Genomic DNA, 14,615 nt, shown 5'->3' on the forward strand with positions numbered 1-14,615 from the left:
CGCGATTTCGCGGATGGCCAGGGGACCTGCGCCGGTCATGGTCTTGAGGATTTCCCAGCGCTTCGCGGTCAGCACCTTCCATAACAGCTCCGGCGTTTCAAAGCTGATGCGCGGCTCGGAAGGCGTCCGGGTATCCATGGCTTCCGCCACGTCCGACAGCGTGTCCGCCAAAGTCCTTACATCAATCGTCACTGTTTTCATCACGCCACCTCGTTATGTCATCGTTGAAGTCCTTCAGCAATTGGCGCGGGGTCGAGAAGCGATAGGGCTCTTCGAGATTGCCCCGATGCCGATGGTCGCCCTTGCCGGCTTCGTTGTCGTAGCGCAAGACGCATTCACCTCTGACCACAAAAGCCAGCCGATATTTGAACAGGTGCCGACTGCCAGGAAGGCTATTTTTGCCCATCCCCTCGAAAAGGTAAAAATTAGCATCAGCTAATACACAGGGTCATCATCTTCTCCTTCTTTTAAGGCCTTACGCCAGAACTCCGGATCGTTATAGCGCGCCGCCAGCGCCTCAATGTCGACCTTCGGACCCGCCTCGGTGAATTCAAACGTACCGAACAGATTGACATGCCGCCAAGCGTTGGGCGAAATGCCTTGGAGGATGTCGATGGCTTCCTGGTCGCCGGCGGCCCGCTTTTGCTCGTACACGCGGGATAGCAACAGCGTGTTGTAGTAGATGATCGCGTTGGCGATAAGCCTGGAACACTCGTTCCAGATCTGCTGTTCGGCTTCGGTTTTCACCCGAAACTTGCCGGAATTGACGTACGAGATTGCGCGTCGGAAACGGTGATACGCTTCACCGCGATTCAGCGCCTTCTGCACGCTCTGCCGCAATCCCACATCGTCGATGAAATTGAGGATGTAAAGCGTCCGGCAAAGGTTGTCCAGTTCCCATAATGCCTTCTTAGTCTGGTTCTGCCGAGTATAGGAACTGAGTTTGCGCACGATGGTCGCCTGGGTCACATCCTTTTGCGCAAGCGAGGCCAAGATGCGCTGGATGTTCGGCCATTCCTTGCAAATCAGCGTGTCAAAGGCTTTGCGCGACGGTTTGATCAGGAAATCGGCGTAGTGGCTAGGGTGTTGGAACCCGACCAGGGCATCGATCTTCTTGTGTAGGTCGCGATAGCGCGGCGCGAACTGATAACCGAAAACGCGCAGGATGAAGAAGTTCACCTGATTGGTGCCGTGCGTATCCGTCGAATGCCGCTCCGACCGGATATCCGTGGTGTTGTTGTGCAGGATGTCGAAGACGTAATGCGACTCGTGCTCGTGCGTACCAATGATTTTGGCATTGAGCGGGACATGATTGAGCACTAGGGTATAGGCGCTCACGCCTTTCTTCAGAGCGAAATACTTGCTGGAGTACCGGGCGTTGATCGTGTGGATTTGCGTCTCGATGCGCTGCCCGTCGCTGCTGGAATGCCTCTGATCGTCGATATCATAGCCGTGGAACACCGGTAACGATGCCGTCGCGTTGGAAATCACATCGTTCGCTGCGTGCAGGGTCTCCACCCGCAGGAAATTACGCGCTGTCGTCAGAAGCGACGAATGGCTGAGGCCCGAGACTTCCGCCATCTACCACAACCCCATATTGGTGCCCATGGCGACGATGCCGGCGAGGAGGAGGCGTGGGTCGGCATCCTGTTTGACATAGCGATCCAAGACATGGGTAAAGGTGCACAGGAAGCCCGTCTTTTCCGCGACAAACCCCATCAGATCGGCAATGCCGATCCCTGGCAACTGGCCGTAGAACGGACTGTTGACCGGTTCGTCCTCACTGGGGTAGATCAGCGTCCACCGGCGCCGGTAACTTTGATGTGTGTGTTCTCGCCCTTTTCGATGCGCTGATTGGCCGACTTGAACTGGGTCTCCAACTCTTCGCGGAGAGTCGCCAGGGTTTCCTGGATCGGCGCCAGCAGGATCGGTGCGCCGATCTCGCGCAATACCGCATCCTTGTTCTGCCAGCGTGCCTCGCTGATCAAATCATCCTCGAAGCTGCGGAAGTCGTGGCTGTCTTTCACGAATACGTCGCCCGCTTCCAAGGCATTGCGCAGCAGACGGTAGACCAGAAATTCGTAACGGTCGACCTCCAGGCGCTTGTCCTTGCGCTTTCCCGCCGTCGTATACAGATAGCGCTGCAAACCCTTCGGGATAACGGTAGTGGGGAAATCGGCCGGTTTGGCTTGGCGTAGGGACTTACCCTGACGCAAGAGTGCCTGCAGAAATATAACCGCTTCCAGCAGCGGAGCGTCGTCGACCCGGCCGGCGAAGTCCAGGTTGCAGAACAGGTGCCGCAGATTAAGCTTGAACTTATGCTGCAGCGTCCCGTAATACGACCACTCGAACGCGGTCTTGTCGAACTCGATCTGGCGCAGGTGCTCGGACACGAGCGAAAAGCGCTCGGGTTCGAGCAAGGAAAACGCTTTCTGCTTGACCGTTGAGAACGGCGCATGGTCCGGTATCGACGGATCGATGAACAGATTCAGCACCTGACCGGCCGCCTGCAGGTTTGCGCTCGCCTCGGCCATCGCCTGCTGGGCCGCCGCGTCGGCCGCCAGTTTGGCCTGTTTCTCGTATTGGGCGATCAGATGAATGAAAGCGTCGATCAAGTTGTCATTGATGTGGCGGAAGCGGTGATAGGCAAAACACAGCAGGTAGAGGCGGGTCGTCGGTGCCGCCATGCGTTGCAGATTATAGACGGTGTAGAACTGGACCAGCGAGGCGTAGTACTTCACGCTCTCGTTGGACAGGCTGGCCGAACTCAGGAAGGTCTGGCCGAAGTCGTACAAGGGTTGGAAGAACTTGCGGCGTCCGACCTCTTGGCGCAACTCACGGTAACTGAAGTCCTTCGGCTCATGCTTGAGGACGCTGATCCGATACAGGCCCTCGTCAGCCTGGAGCAAGGCTTCGAGCTGCTGCTTAACGGCCGGCGTCAGCGATCGATCCAGTAACTGAGTAATGCGTCGGCGCTCGCCAGTGACCGCCCGTCCCACTAGGTCCTGCAGGTAGGTGTACCCGGGCGCGACCGTACGCTGGTTCGTAAGGTACTGCAGCGTCTCGCGCAGAATGTAAATGGGCTGCGTCGACAACTGAGCAATCCGCTGCGCTTTCCGCTCCAAATTCTGTTTAGCCTCGGCGTCACAGAGGCGGAAATCGAACAGCTTCAGGATGATCTGCTGCTGTTCCAGGCGCGTGGGTTTGGACAACGGTTTGATGGTATCCAGATCGCGTTCTGGGAAATAGCGGCGGCGAATGTGCTCCAAGTCGTCGAGCACCGCTTCCCGCGCATAGACAAAGAACTGCTGTTTCGCCTTGAAGTAGCCGAGCTGCAGAACCAAATGGATCGCGGAAGAAGCGGTACGCACGGCACCGACTGCCGTGCGTTCGGCCGCACTCAAGTCGAAGTAGAGATGGCGGTCATCCTCAGTGAAGCGAGGCAAGCCATAGAGGTCATCAATCTCCCGGGCGGTGAGGATCGACAGGCGGCGCGAATCGGCAGGCATGCGGCGACTTTCAGCACGTGCCAAAAGTACACTTTTCGCACACCGGGCCGGCGGGACGTTTTAACCTGCTCGAAACCTCGCTTTTCAATGCAAAAACCGTTGCGGTAAACAAAGGGCAATTATGCCCGATCTGTGATAGCTTCTTGCACTATGAAAGCCGAAGAGTCCTCACCCCGAAACCTATCCCCCCATCGGATCGGGTACGCCCGGGTCAGCAGCGCCGGGCAAAACCTGGATTCCCAGCGGGATACCTTGACGCGAGCCGGGTGCGGAAAAATCTTTGCCGACCAGATGACCGGCTCGCGGATGGACCGCCCCGGCTGGGAAGCACTCCTGGCCTATGCCCGTCCGGGCGATGCGCTGGTGGTCACTGAGTTGAGCCGGATGACCCGGTCGCTGCTCCATTTGCTCGAAACGGTGAAGCTGCTGGAGGCGCGGAAGATCGTTCTGGTCTCTCTGCGCGAAAACATTGATACCGGCACGGCCACCGGGCGTTGCTTCCTGTCCGTGATGGGCGCGATTCACCAGATGGAACGGGAACTGCGGGCCGAACGGGCCGCCGCGGGGCGGGCCTCCGCCAAGGCGCGCGGGAGATCGGGTGGGCGACCCCGCACCGATCTCATGAAATTAGAGCAGGCGAAAATCCTGTATGAGAACACGGAAAAAACCGCGGCGGAAGTGTGCGAGATGGTCGGTGTTGGGCGACGGACCTTTTTCGCGTACCTCGCGGAACAGCGACACGGGAAGCCGGCTTCCTGAGCAATCCCTTTAATCGGGCATGACTGCCCTTATGAGAAGGCTCGATTCATATGAAAAAACCGGGGCGTAATGATCCCTGTCCCTGTGGCAGCGGTAAAAAGTACAAACAGTGCTGCCTGAAAACGGAAGAAGCCCAAGCGACACGGGCGGCGAACGACCGTTCCGAGGCCGTGCCTAGAGCCATCCACTGGCTGATGTCGATGCATGGCCGGGCCGCTCGCGAGGCGCTGGCTGAGGGTTTTTTCGGCAGTCTCGATGATGACGAATATGAGATGCTGCAGGATCAGCACGCAGAGGTGTTCCCAGGCATTATGGTCAATGCCATGGAATGGCTCTTGGCGGAGGGCAGCCTCACCCTCAAAGGTCGAGAGCGTCGCGTGGCAGACCTGCTGCTCGGACGCGGGGGCCCCTTATTCTCTGCGGAACAGCGACAGTGGCTCGAACTCCTCACGTCCACACCGCTCGGGCTTTATGAAGTGATCGACGTGGTACCGGGCGAGAGCCTGCGCCTGAGGGACCTCCTGTTTCCGGAACAGGCGCCCGTCCTGGTGAGGGAAAAATCCGGATCGCGGGAGGTGGTGAAGTTCGACCTGATGGCGGCCCGGCTTCTACCGGTGGGCGATCATTATGAGCTGTCCGGCGCGGTGTACTCGATTCCCCGGCATCGCAGCTTGGATTTGATGGCTGAGCTTCGGCATGAGCTGGAAGGCTTAGCGCCTGATTCGCCTGAGACCAAGGAAGTGCTGAGCATCATCATTCCGGCTTACTGGCTCGAGTTGTTTACCAGTGCTTTCGAGATACCGGAAATCGTGGATCATTCGACCGGGGAGCCCATTCTGCTGATCACCGATCATTATCGGGTGCAGGACTGGGCGGCGCTGGAACGTGCCTTGTCAGGCGAGGCGGAGGTCGAAGGTAACCGCGCGGAGGGTTGGGGTCGTCTCGTTGAAGGGGCGGATGGATTGCTGCGGAGCCGCTTGACCATTGATCCGGGTCGACAACCGGATCGGGTTCAGGTGTCCTATCGTACCCAAAAGTGTGCCGACGAAGGACGACCTTGGTTCGAAGAGGTGGCGGGTAGTGGGGCCGTATTTGTCAGCCGGGAGATCGCCGATCCAAAAGGGATGCTCTCGCAGCGGCCGCCCGACGAAGTCCCGGAGCCATTAGCGCCGGCTCAACTGTCGCCGGAGGTGATCAGCGGAGTCATCGAGCAGCGAATTCGGCACCTGTATGCGGATTGGGCTGACCAGCCTCTGCCTGCACTGGATGGCAGAACACCGCGTGAAGCGATCAAGACGCCGGCAGGCTTAGAGCAGGTGAAGTTCCTGCTGCACACCTATGAGCATGGTGAGCTCCAGCAAGCCAAGGACCAACAGCGCTCCCCGGTTTCCTTTGATTTTCTCTGGCAGCAATTGGGGATAGCGCCGTAGACAGCTCCGCTGTCGATTAGCCTCCTCTTATTTTTACCTTTTCGAGGGGATGGGCAAAAATAGCCATGATAGGGATTTCTCCAAAAACTCTCCGAAAACTCGTTTCAAGTATCAGGTATTCGGAGATTACTTTCAAGAGACGGTTTTAAGAGAGTTTTTGGCGGCTTCGCACGGGGGTGAACCGGCATCCAGAGCAATCTCTCGAAAACGACCATTTTCTGGAGATGCTTTTTTAGAAGAAATCCGGTTGCTTTTAGTTTATAGTGGTTGCAAGTGTTGCAACTATATAAGGTGATGACATGACAACGACCGTTGGAGTCAAGCTGGAGGATGACATCCGTGATCGGCTGAAAGCATTGGGTGAACTCAAACACCGCTCCACGCACTGGATCATGCGGGAGGCCATCCGGGAATATCTCGACCGCGAGGAAGAGATAGAAAGGCGTAACCTGGAGGCCGACGAGGCATGGGAGGAATATCGCCAGTCCGGGAAGGGCGTCAGCGGTGATGCGATGAATGTCTGGCTGGATAGCTGGGGAACGGATAAGGAAGGCCCATGCCCCGATCCCGAACCTATACGCTGATCTGGTCCACGGCGGCACGCGCCGATCTTATCCGCCTCCGCCAATTTATCGAACCGCACAATCCAGAGGCCGCCAGACGCGCCGCACAGAGCTTGAAGAAGGCTACCCAACTGATCCAGCAGCATCCCGGAATCGGGAAGCGGCTGGAAGGTCGGCAAGACCGTGAGTTGTTCGTTCCTTTCGGGCAGCGCGGTTACATCGTCCGCTACCGTTTTGATGGGGAAGCCATCGTCATATTGAAAATCTGGCACGGTCTGGAAGAGAGGTAACCCCGATGCTCCCACCCAATAAAGAAGAACCAGAAACCGTGACCCTCTTGCTCACACCGCAGGAGAAGCGGCATCTTGGGGTGGTAACCCGGAACTCCGAAAATTCCGTCACCCACGCACGCTTTGGATCTTTCGGGCGATTCTGGCGGTTTGCCGAAGGCGACTTACTGATTTGATTTCGTCACGGATTCAAGAACGGAGGGATGCGGCTTCGGGTCAATGCCTTGCCGAACCTGGTTCTGGTGTGTGGCGCAGATGCCGATTTCGATGGATCGGCCGTCGAGGGCGAGCTTGTGAATAAATGCCGTGGGTGACTTGCACCGAGATCCTTTGACCGTCATCGCCTGACATCGCTTGTCGCCCTGCCACAGTTCCAGTGGGCCGGGTTCAGGTGCAGGCGGTTTCTCCGGTGCCGCTTTCAGGGCCTCACCCATGCGCCGCTCGATAAACGCCTGGATCTCCCCGACCAGCGCTTTCGGCACCCGCAGGGTGACCGTTTCAGTGTTCCACTTCGACTTGCGGCCGGCGCCGAGCCGCTTTCCGCCTCTGTTCACCTGGCTCATGACTCGCCCTCTGAGTTCGTGACGGAATCAGTCTATCCCGGCCATTTGATTATGTCACGGAATCATTCAAGCGTGACAGCGCTTGTACCTTGGCGATTCCGGTCTAAGCTGAAAATCACCGCGCTGTTGTCTTAAACGCGCTTGCGCTCGACCCTACGGCAGCACGGCACACACCCGGCTCGCACCCCGCAGCCGGGTTTTTTATGGATCGCCGAGAACTACTCCCGCCGCCGTTGCATAATCACCTTGCGCCGAACGTCGTCCAATCGGCGCCACCATGCTTCCGGGGCATCATTCCGGTACAAGCTGCACGCGATTTTAGAAACCTCTCTGCTTCACCATTCTCGAAGGTTTCAAATACCTTAGCTTTCGCCTCGGCAATCGACGAATATTCCATTTTCCCCAGATGTTGATTCATCTTTACTTTGAAGATTGTCCCTATAGGAACAATTCGGACGACAATATTGTTTTTTTGATGAATAACTAGTTCCCGGCCTACTTTTTTCCAGCGCGGCGAGCTAAGAAACCGATTTAATCGGCTTGCATAGCGCTTATGCGATTCCATGATGTCCGTGGCGACTTGTGTGCTCGTTAGATTGTCACAGCACACCGTACCAACCGCCAAGGGCTCCCAATGCGGATGATGCACGGTGAATACATACCGTATGGCGGTATGGCACCAATCGCAGTCGCCTATCAAATCTCCAAGGTCTTCATGCGCTATATAGTGCCAGCCGGTATTTGGCCGAATGTGGCCATGTTCTCGACCATGGCAACCCTTGCATAAGGTCTCACAATCCTTGTAGGCATATTCCCAAGGTGCCTTACCTGGAACATAACGCTTGTGGTGTACCTGTAAGATCACCTCGTCGGAACGCGACCGTCCGCACCGGGAACAGCGATTGCCATCGATATCGATAACTTCTTCACGAAATTGTGCCCATCGGCCATCGCGATAGGACTGATGCATAGTATGGCCCTCATAGTCCCAATCAAATCGAGAAAGTGCTAGGACACCGGAGCATTCAGGAATCCATCGGAGCCTGAGAAAAGATCTAAAAACCATACCCACCAGGTGTTATCCCAGTTGGCAGAAAACGGCCTTGTTATTTGACTAGGTGTAGCGGCCTGATTTCATAAATCGCCGGGACTGCAATCCACGCGATTTCAGGACCACATTAGCTGCAACTATCCGTGTGACCGGGACCGAATTGGTTGCCACTGAGCCTGCCATCATCCGCTCAGGACTGAGTTCATCCGGTCCAGGACCCCATTAGTGGCAACTGTCTCGGTAGGGTTTAGACCAGGTGCTGGCGGTGTCCCAATGGGTCCGGACCCACCCGAATAAGACGGGAAAACGGTCTCAACGGACCGTGTCGCTTGGGTATACCTCAACGACATGAAGGGTCACAAAGGCTGAAAACCCAGCACCCGCTAAACTCAAAGGTTACGAGATCACTACGGTTTCGCAGCCGGTATCCCACGCAGTTGATGCGACCCGTTGCGCTCGTTTGGAAGGAATTGTTTAGCCGCTTGGGTAATTTGTCACAGACGGATGCTCCCAAGGTGTGTTCAATCCGAAAAACTAACCCGGTCCGGCTCGATCGGCCCCAGAACGGATCGGCATAACAACAAGAACAAGAGGTGGGGGATGGCTCTTAGTGGCACAGCAGGGCATTCAACGAATTGCCCGGATACGGACACGTCCGGAAAACCCCAGGGGCATCCCGTCAGCGTGGGCCACCCGGTCCATACCGTGGGAAATCAGGCATGGTGGTGCTTCGTGGGTGGGATCGCGACCCTTCTCTGTCTCGTCGCTACCGCCGCACGCGCGAACTATTCGGCAACCCATGACTACTGGAAACCGGCCGATTACATGATTCATCACCCGACGCTACAGGCGTTGTGTGAGGCCTATGCGGCGTACTGGGTCGTCTCTTCCTACGGAAGGTATTCCGCGTCGTGTTTGAGTATCACCCCGACAACCGACAATATCCGCGCGTATTTCACGTTAACGTATAAGCAAAAATCAACCGATCCAGAGAAGCAGTGGACCTATTTGGTGGCCGTTGGCACCAAATGTCCCTACGGCGGCTGGATGTCGTTTGACCGAACGACCTGCCTCAATGCGCCCGCCTGCCCGACCGATCCGACGATCGATCCGGCCACGGCCAAATGTGAGATCCAATGTCCCGCCGGCCAGCAACTCGATCCGGCGACCGGGTTTTGCTCGCTCAAGGACCTCGGCAGCTGCCCTACCGCCGGCGAGAGCGCGGGCCTTGGCGCCCAGCTCGGGGCCTCGCCCTTGGTGGGCAATCCGCTCCACAGCGGCTCGGGCAACAAGTTCCTGCAGGAGACCGACCACCGTGCCGCCGATCCCGCGCCGCTCGCCTTCGACCGCTACTATAACAGTCAGGCCGATGCGACCCGCACGCTCGGCCCGAATTGGCGCCATGGCTACGACCGGTCCATCACCCCGCTCAGCGCCACCGTCGCACGGGTGGCCCGCGCCGATGGCAAGGCTTACGCCTTCAAACTCGTCGGCGGCATCTGGACCGCCTATGGCGAGGTGCGGGCGACCCTCACGCGTTCGACCGATGCCGCCGGGGTCACGACGGGCTGGACGTACACCACGGCGCAGGACACCGTGGAACACTACGATGCGGCCGGCCGGCTCATCGACCTGACCGATCGGGCGGGGCGGGTACAGACGATGAGCTACGACCCCGATGGGCGGCTGATTCTCGTCACCGGCCCCTTAGGGGACAGCCTCACCCTGGACTACGATGCCGACGGGCGGCTTGCGAGCCTGACCGACAACGCGAACCGCATCACCCGCTACCGCTATGATGCGGCCGGCAACCTTTCAGAGGTCACCCACCCGGACCTCACCGTGCGCACCTACCATTACGAGGACACACGCTTCCCGCATGCCCTCACCGGCATCACCGACGAGCGCAGAATGCGCTACGCCACGTACGCGTACGACGGCCAGGGGCGGGCGACCGTCAGCTACCATGGCCCGCAGACCAGCGTGCCGGCCGAGCGGATCGACGGCGTGACGCTCACCTTCAACACCGACGGCAGCACCACGGTCGCCAATAGCCGTGGGGCCACCTCCACCTACCGCTTCATTGCCCAGCACGGCGCGCGCCTGGTCAGCGGGATTGACGGCCCCGGCTGCTCGAGCTGCGGCACCGGCGACAGTAGCTACCGCTATGACCCGGACACCAACTACCTGCTGGCCAAAACCGTACACGGCGTGACCACCCAGTACGGCGCCTACGATGCCAAGGGCCAGTACCGCTCGATGATCGAGGCCGTGGGCACGCCCCAAGAGCGGCGCACCGACTACACCTACGATCCGCGCTTTTCCGGTAAGGTCGCGACCCAGACCGAGCCGTCGGTCTACGCCGGGGCGGTGAAGACTACCGCCTATACCTACGACGACTTCGGCAACATCACCCGCGTGACGGAAAGCGGCTATACCCCTGACGGGACCGCGGTCTCCCGCACCACCACCTACGATTACCTCGGACCGCTCCACCAGCTCTCTGCCATCGACGGGCCGCGCACCGATGTGGCCGACGTGACCACGCTGAGCCACTACCCGGACGACCCCGCGCAGGGAAACAACCGCGGCCGCCTCGAGCGCCTCACCGGCCCGATGGGCACGGTGCTGCGCGATGCGATCCAATACTCCGCCACCGGCAAAGTCCTGAACGAGGTGCGCCCCAACGGCCTCACCCTCACCTACACCTATTACCCGGGCAATGACCGTCTGGCATCGGTCACCGAGTCTGCCGACGGGGTGAGTCGCACCACGCGCTGGACGTATCTCGCCACCGGGGAAGTTGAGACGATCACCCACGGCGATGGCACCCCAGAGGCCACCACCCTCACCTTCGGCTACGACGCCGCGCGGCGCCTGGTGCGCATCACCGATGGGTTGGGGGACGCCCTTGCGTACACGCTCGATACCGAAGGCAACCGCATCGCGGAAGCCGTCTATGACAGCAATGGTGCCCAGCAGCGCGCACTCAGCGCCACCTTCGATCTCTACAACCGCCTCGATGTCACAGCGCAGGCGAACGAGCATACGGATTACGACTTCGCCGCCGACGGCACACTCGAGCGCGAGACGAATGGGCGTGGGGTTGTGACCGGGTACAGCTACGATGCGCTCAAGCGGCTCATCGCTCGGACCCAGGACCTCGGCGGGACCGACCCGGCCACCGCCAATGCGCTTGTGCAGTACGCCTACGACCCGGCGGATCGACTCACCCAGGTGAAGGCACCCAACGGGGCCACCACCGAGTACGTCTACGATGACCTCGGCAACCGCGTGCGCGAGACCAGCCCCGATACTGGCACCACCACCTTCACGCACGACGCGGCCGGCAACGTCACCGCCCGGGTGGACGCCAACGACCAGCATTTCAGCTACCGCTATGACGCCGCCAACCGCCGGGTGCGCGCTGAGGCCTCCCTGGCCGAGGACACGCTGATCTACACCTACGACACGTGTCCGAACGGCGTCACGCGGCTCTGCGCCGTACAGGTCGGATCGGAGGCTGTTCCCGCGCCGGTAGTAGTCACTTACGCCTACGATGCGTTCGGGGACGTGACCGCCCACCAGGGGATGGCCTACACATACGATGCGGCCGGGCGACTCGCCACGCTCACTTACCCCTCCGGGGCGGCAGTCACCTATACCTACAACGCCGCCGGGCGGGTGAGCCGGGTGGACCTCGTGCGCGACGGCACCACCATCCCGCTTGCCGGCGACATCACCGACGCCCCCTTGGGTCCGGTGCGAAGCTTCCGCTACGGCAATGGCAAAACCTTCAGCCGCACGGTCGACGGCGCTTACCGCACGACGGCGCAGAGTGTGTCCGACGTGCTCGCGCTTACCGAGATCCAGTACGATGCCGCCGGCAATCTCACCACCCGCACGGACGGCCTCACCGAAGGCTACGGCTACGATGCGCTCAACGAACTCACCAGCGCCAGCGGCGCCTTCGGTAGTCAGAGCTATGGCTATGATGCCAACGCGAACCGCATGGCCCTCACCTCCGCGGTCGATAGCACGAGCTACGGCTATGCGCCCGCCAGCAACCGGCTAACCAGCATCGACGGGGCCGCGGTGGTGCAGGATGGGAACGGCAACACCCTGGCCCAAGGCGGGCAGAGCTACAGCTACTCCGTGTACAACCGTCTCACTGCCTCAGCCGGGGCGAGCTACCGCTACAATGGGCTCAGCCAGCGCATCGAGAAAGTGCGCAACTCAAGGTCCACCCGGTATGTCTACGGCCTCGACGGGGCGCTCCTCGCCGAGACCGATGCCGCGGGGACGGTGCAGGTCGAGTACGTGTACCTCGACGGCGCGCCGCTCGCCGTGCTTTACCCCACCGGCGCGGTGCCGCTCGCCTATGTGCACACCGATCCCTTGGGCATGCCTCAGGCACTGACCGATGCCGCCGGCGGGGTGGTCTGGCGCGCCAGCTATGACCCCTTCGGGGAGGCCACGGTCAATGCCGACCCGGATGGGGATGGAGCCCAGACCATGTTCAATCTGCGCCTGCCGGGGCAGTACTTCGACGCCGAAACCGGGCTCCACTACAACTACTTTAGGGATTACGATCCGCGCCTCGGACGGTATCTGGAGAGCGATCCGATTGGGCTTGAGGGTGGTCTAAACACCTACGCCTATGTTGGGGGAAATCCATTGGGTCGAATCGATCCACGTGGGCTTGCAATTACGCCCGAGACGGTGAGTGATGTTGTTAGCTTGGGCTTCAGCATACAAGCATTCAATAATGACCCAAATCTTCTAAATGGCCTTGGGCTTGCGTATGACGGCCTCGCGACGATTACCCCTGTCTTGCCGGCTGGATTCGGAATCATCAAACAATGTACAAAGGGAGGGCTTCCGAATAAGCCTGAGGATCTTCTTAAGCAGGGCTACAAAGATGTAAGCCATCCTGCTGCTGCCAATGCGGGACATAAAACCTATGAAAATCCTGTAACGGGAGATAAAGTCCGCTTTGATCAAGGTAAGCCAGGTGCGCCAGGTTATGAGGGGCTGGATCATTATCATCGCTACAATCCTAATGCGACCGGAAAGAACGATGCTTATCTAGATAAGAATGGCACCCCCTGTGCGCGTGGATGCGATGCATCACACTTGTTCCCGGGAGATTAAGAATGAAATCATCGGAACAGATGAGTTTTCACGAAGCAACAGTTACCCATTTCTGCAGCTATTGCGATACCGTTGAACTTAATTTAGATGGAGTTGATGTTGGAGGCGAAAAGCGATCAGTTGCAATACGAATATCTGAAGTATTCAGGCTTGAAATTGATGGTAAAGCGCTAGAGTCGGCTTTTATGCCTGCTGAAGACGGAGAAATCTTAATTCTTGAAATATTGGAAAATGGCATATTCGTAATTATCGAATGGAACGATTTTTCTAATAAGAAATCGTTCACCAATGCCTACAGAATCTCCGGAGAGGGCATTAGTGTATCGATAATCTGAAAAATGGCCACCCTGTAGGCCGCACAAGGACACGATAGCGTACTTGCGTATTCCGTCACATGGGACCGATGGGTAGCTGAGCCAAGCCAAACAAGGGCCCACGGTCCTCGCCGACTACGGGTACGATACCCTGGGGCGGCGGGTGACGAAGACCGTCACTGGCCACATCCGCTATTTTAGCTTCGATTTAGCCGGGACGCTGCTTCTGGACGAGGCGGCTTACGTCTACCTGGACGACCTGCCGCTGGTCCAGCTCGACCCCCAGGGCCACCCGAGCTACCTTCATCCGAATCACCTGGGCGCACCCGAGGTCGCGACCGACGGCACGGGCAGCGTCGTTTGGAAGGCGGACTACGCCCCGTTCGGGAAAACGAGCCTCGTCAATCCGAGTGTTACCGTCAATCTGCGCCTGCCGGGGCAGTACTTCGACGCCGAAACCGGTCTACACTACAACGTCTTCCGGGATTATGATCCCAGCCTTGGGCGGTATCTGGAGAGCGATCCGATTGGGCTTCAGGGTGGTCTAAGTGGTCGATGACTTTCTCTCACGCATATTAAGGAGGGCGACAAGATGACCGATATACGCATGTAAGCGTCCGAGCCTTACCGTGTTGACGGCGTCAAGCCGCGATGGGCTGGGTCAGTTCCGTCACCTGATCGGCGAGGTTCCAGGGTAGGAACTCGTCGATTCGATTGACGGGATGCTCGGCGATGCGGGCCAGCACGGCACGGAGGTACGCCTCCGGATCGAGGCCGTTGAGTTTGGCCGTGCCGATCAGGGTGTAGATCGCCGCCGCTCGCTGGCCGCCGGCGTCGGAGCCGGCGAACAGATAGTTCTTCCGGCCGAGCGCCACCACCCGCAACGCGCGTTCCGCGGCATTGTTGTCGATCTCCAGACGACCGTCATCGCGATAGCGGGTCAGCGCCGGCCAGCGGGTCAGGGCATAGCGGATCGCCTCGG

General features: G+C 59.0%; 12 protein-coding genes and 2 pseudogenes. 8 read left to right on the top strand and 6 right to left on the bottom strand.

Annotated elements, in window-relative coordinates; translation table 11 throughout:
* From ABJK70_RS10005 to ABJK70_RS10015, 3 genes and pseudogenes are all read right to left on the bottom strand, one after another.
* A partial coding sequence (locus ABJK70_RS10005; RefSeq protein ID WP_347257911.1) for a hypothetical protein occupies positions 1 to 201 on the bottom strand: 201 nt, incomplete at its 3' end.
* The gene (locus ABJK70_RS10010) at positions 182 to 406 is read right to left on the bottom strand and encodes a DUF6516 family protein (RefSeq protein WP_347257912.1); all 225 of its coding nucleotides are present in this window, start codon (positions 404 to 406) and stop codon (positions 182 to 184) included. The genes ABJK70_RS10010 and ABJK70_RS10005, both read right to left, overlap by 20 nt.
* A 29-nt stretch (positions 407 to 435) precedes the next feature.
* Positions 436 to 3,509 (bottom strand): annotated as a pseudogene (locus ABJK70_RS10015) (Tn3 family transposase).
* 150 nt (positions 3,510 to 3,659) lie between these two features.
* Between ABJK70_RS10015 and ABJK70_RS10020 the strand changes: the two are divergent.
* The 5 genes and pseudogenes from ABJK70_RS10020 to ABJK70_RS10040 all read left to right on the top strand — a co-directional run bounded on the left by ABJK70_RS10020 (position 3,660) and on the right by ABJK70_RS10040 (position 6,551).
* Positions 3,660 to 4,268, top strand: coding sequence for a recombinase family protein (locus ABJK70_RS10020; RefSeq protein WP_347257913.1), 609 nt, complete (start codon positions 3,660 to 3,662; stop codon positions 4,266 to 4,268).
* Between the two features lie 53 nt (positions 4,269 to 4,321).
* Positions 4,322 to 4,387, top strand: a pseudogene (locus tag ABJK70_RS10025) (SEC-C metal-binding domain-containing protein); the annotation flags it as partial.
* 204 nt (positions 4,388 to 4,591) lie between these two features.
* Positions 4,592 to 5,698, top strand: a complete 1,107-nt coding sequence (locus ABJK70_RS10030) for an MbcA/ParS/Xre antitoxin family protein (RefSeq protein ID WP_347257922.1) — start codon at positions 4,592 to 4,594, stop codon at positions 5,696 to 5,698.
* Between the two features lie 299 nt (positions 5,699 to 5,997).
* The gene (locus ABJK70_RS10035) at positions 5,998 to 6,282 is read left to right on the top strand and encodes a ribbon-helix-helix protein, CopG family (protein ID WP_347257914.1); all 285 of its coding nucleotides are present in this window, start codon (positions 5,998 to 6,000) and stop codon (positions 6,280 to 6,282) included.
* Complete coding sequence (locus ABJK70_RS10040; protein ID WP_347257915.1) at positions 6,255 to 6,551, top strand: type II toxin-antitoxin system RelE/ParE family toxin; 297 nt, start codon at positions 6,255 to 6,257, stop codon at positions 6,549 to 6,551. The genes ABJK70_RS10035 and ABJK70_RS10040 overlap by 28 nt, the downstream gene beginning before the upstream one ends.
* A gap of 164 nt (positions 6,552 to 6,715) precedes the next feature.
* Here the strand turns inward: ABJK70_RS10040 and ABJK70_RS10045 are convergent, their stop codons facing one another.
* Positions 6,716 to 7,114 carry a hypothetical protein gene (locus ABJK70_RS10045; protein WP_347257916.1) on the bottom strand — a complete coding sequence of 133 codons (399 nt, stop codon included), beginning with the start codon at positions 7,112 to 7,114 and terminating at the stop codon, positions 6,716 to 6,718.
* 241 nt (positions 7,115 to 7,355) lie between these two features.
* A complete protein-coding gene (locus tag ABJK70_RS10050; RefSeq protein ID WP_347257917.1) occupies positions 7,356 to 8,084 on the bottom strand; it encodes an HNH endonuclease in 729 nt (242 codons plus the stop codon).
* Positions 8,085 to 8,897: 813 nt separating this feature from the next.
* Between ABJK70_RS10050 and ABJK70_RS10055 the strand changes: the two genes are divergently transcribed.
* The 3 genes from ABJK70_RS10055 to ABJK70_RS10065 all read left to right on the top strand — a co-directional run bounded on the left by ABJK70_RS10055 (position 8,898) and on the right by ABJK70_RS10065 (position 14,192).
* On the top strand, positions 8,898 to 13,319 hold the full coding sequence (locus ABJK70_RS10055) for an RHS repeat-associated core domain-containing protein (protein WP_347257918.1): 4,422 nt from the start codon (positions 8,898 to 8,900) through the stop codon (positions 13,317 to 13,319).
* A 2-nt stretch (positions 13,320 to 13,321) separates the two neighbouring features.
* On the top strand, positions 13,322 to 13,654 hold the full coding sequence (locus ABJK70_RS10060; protein WP_347257919.1) for a hypothetical protein: 333 nt from the start codon (positions 13,322 to 13,324) through the stop codon (positions 13,652 to 13,654).
* A 142-nt stretch (positions 13,655 to 13,796) separates the two neighbouring features.
* A complete protein-coding gene (locus tag ABJK70_RS10065; RefSeq protein ID WP_347257920.1) occupies positions 13,797 to 14,192 on the top strand; it encodes an RHS repeat-associated core domain-containing protein in 396 nt (131 codons plus the stop codon).
* Between the two features lie 82 nt (positions 14,193 to 14,274).
* Here the strand turns inward: ABJK70_RS10065 and ABJK70_RS10070 are convergent.
* On the bottom strand, positions 14,275 to 14,615 hold a 341-nt coding region (locus tag ABJK70_RS10070; RefSeq protein WP_347257921.1), incomplete at its 5' end, for a transposase.

It is taken from the genome of Methylocaldum sp., from assembly GCF_039794385.1.
Classification (GTDB): domain Bacteria; phylum Pseudomonadota; class Gammaproteobacteria; order Methylococcales; family Methylococcaceae; genus Methylocaldum.

Excerpts from the sequence above, each read along its gene's own strand:
- ABJK70_RS10010 (WP_347257912.1), bottom strand. The coding sequence starts at position 406 with ATGGGCAAAAATAGCCTTCCTGGCAGTCGGCACCTGTTCAAATATCGG.
- ABJK70_RS10020 (WP_347257913.1), top strand. The coding sequence starts at position 3,660 with ATGAAAGCCGAAGAGTCCTCACCCCGAAACCTATCCCCCCATCGGATC.
- ABJK70_RS10030 (WP_347257922.1), top strand. The coding sequence starts at position 4,592 with ATGGAATGGCTCTTGGCGGAGGGCAGCCTCACCCTCAAAGGTCGAGAG.
- ABJK70_RS10035 (WP_347257914.1), top strand. The coding sequence starts at position 5,998 with ATGACAACGACCGTTGGAGTCAAGCTGGAGGATGACATCCGTGATCGG.
- ABJK70_RS10040 (WP_347257915.1), top strand. The coding sequence starts at position 6,255 with ATGCCCCGATCCCGAACCTATACGCTGATCTGGTCCACGGCGGCACGC.
- ABJK70_RS10045 (WP_347257916.1), bottom strand. The coding sequence starts at position 7,114 with ATGAGCCAGGTGAACAGAGGCGGAAAGCGGCTCGGCGCCGGCCGCAAG.
- ABJK70_RS10050 (WP_347257917.1), bottom strand. The coding sequence starts at position 8,084 with ATGCATCAGTCCTATCGCGATGGCCGATGGGCACAATTTCGTGAAGAA.
- ABJK70_RS10060 (WP_347257919.1), top strand. The coding sequence starts at position 13,322 with ATGAAATCATCGGAACAGATGAGTTTTCACGAAGCAACAGTTACCCAT.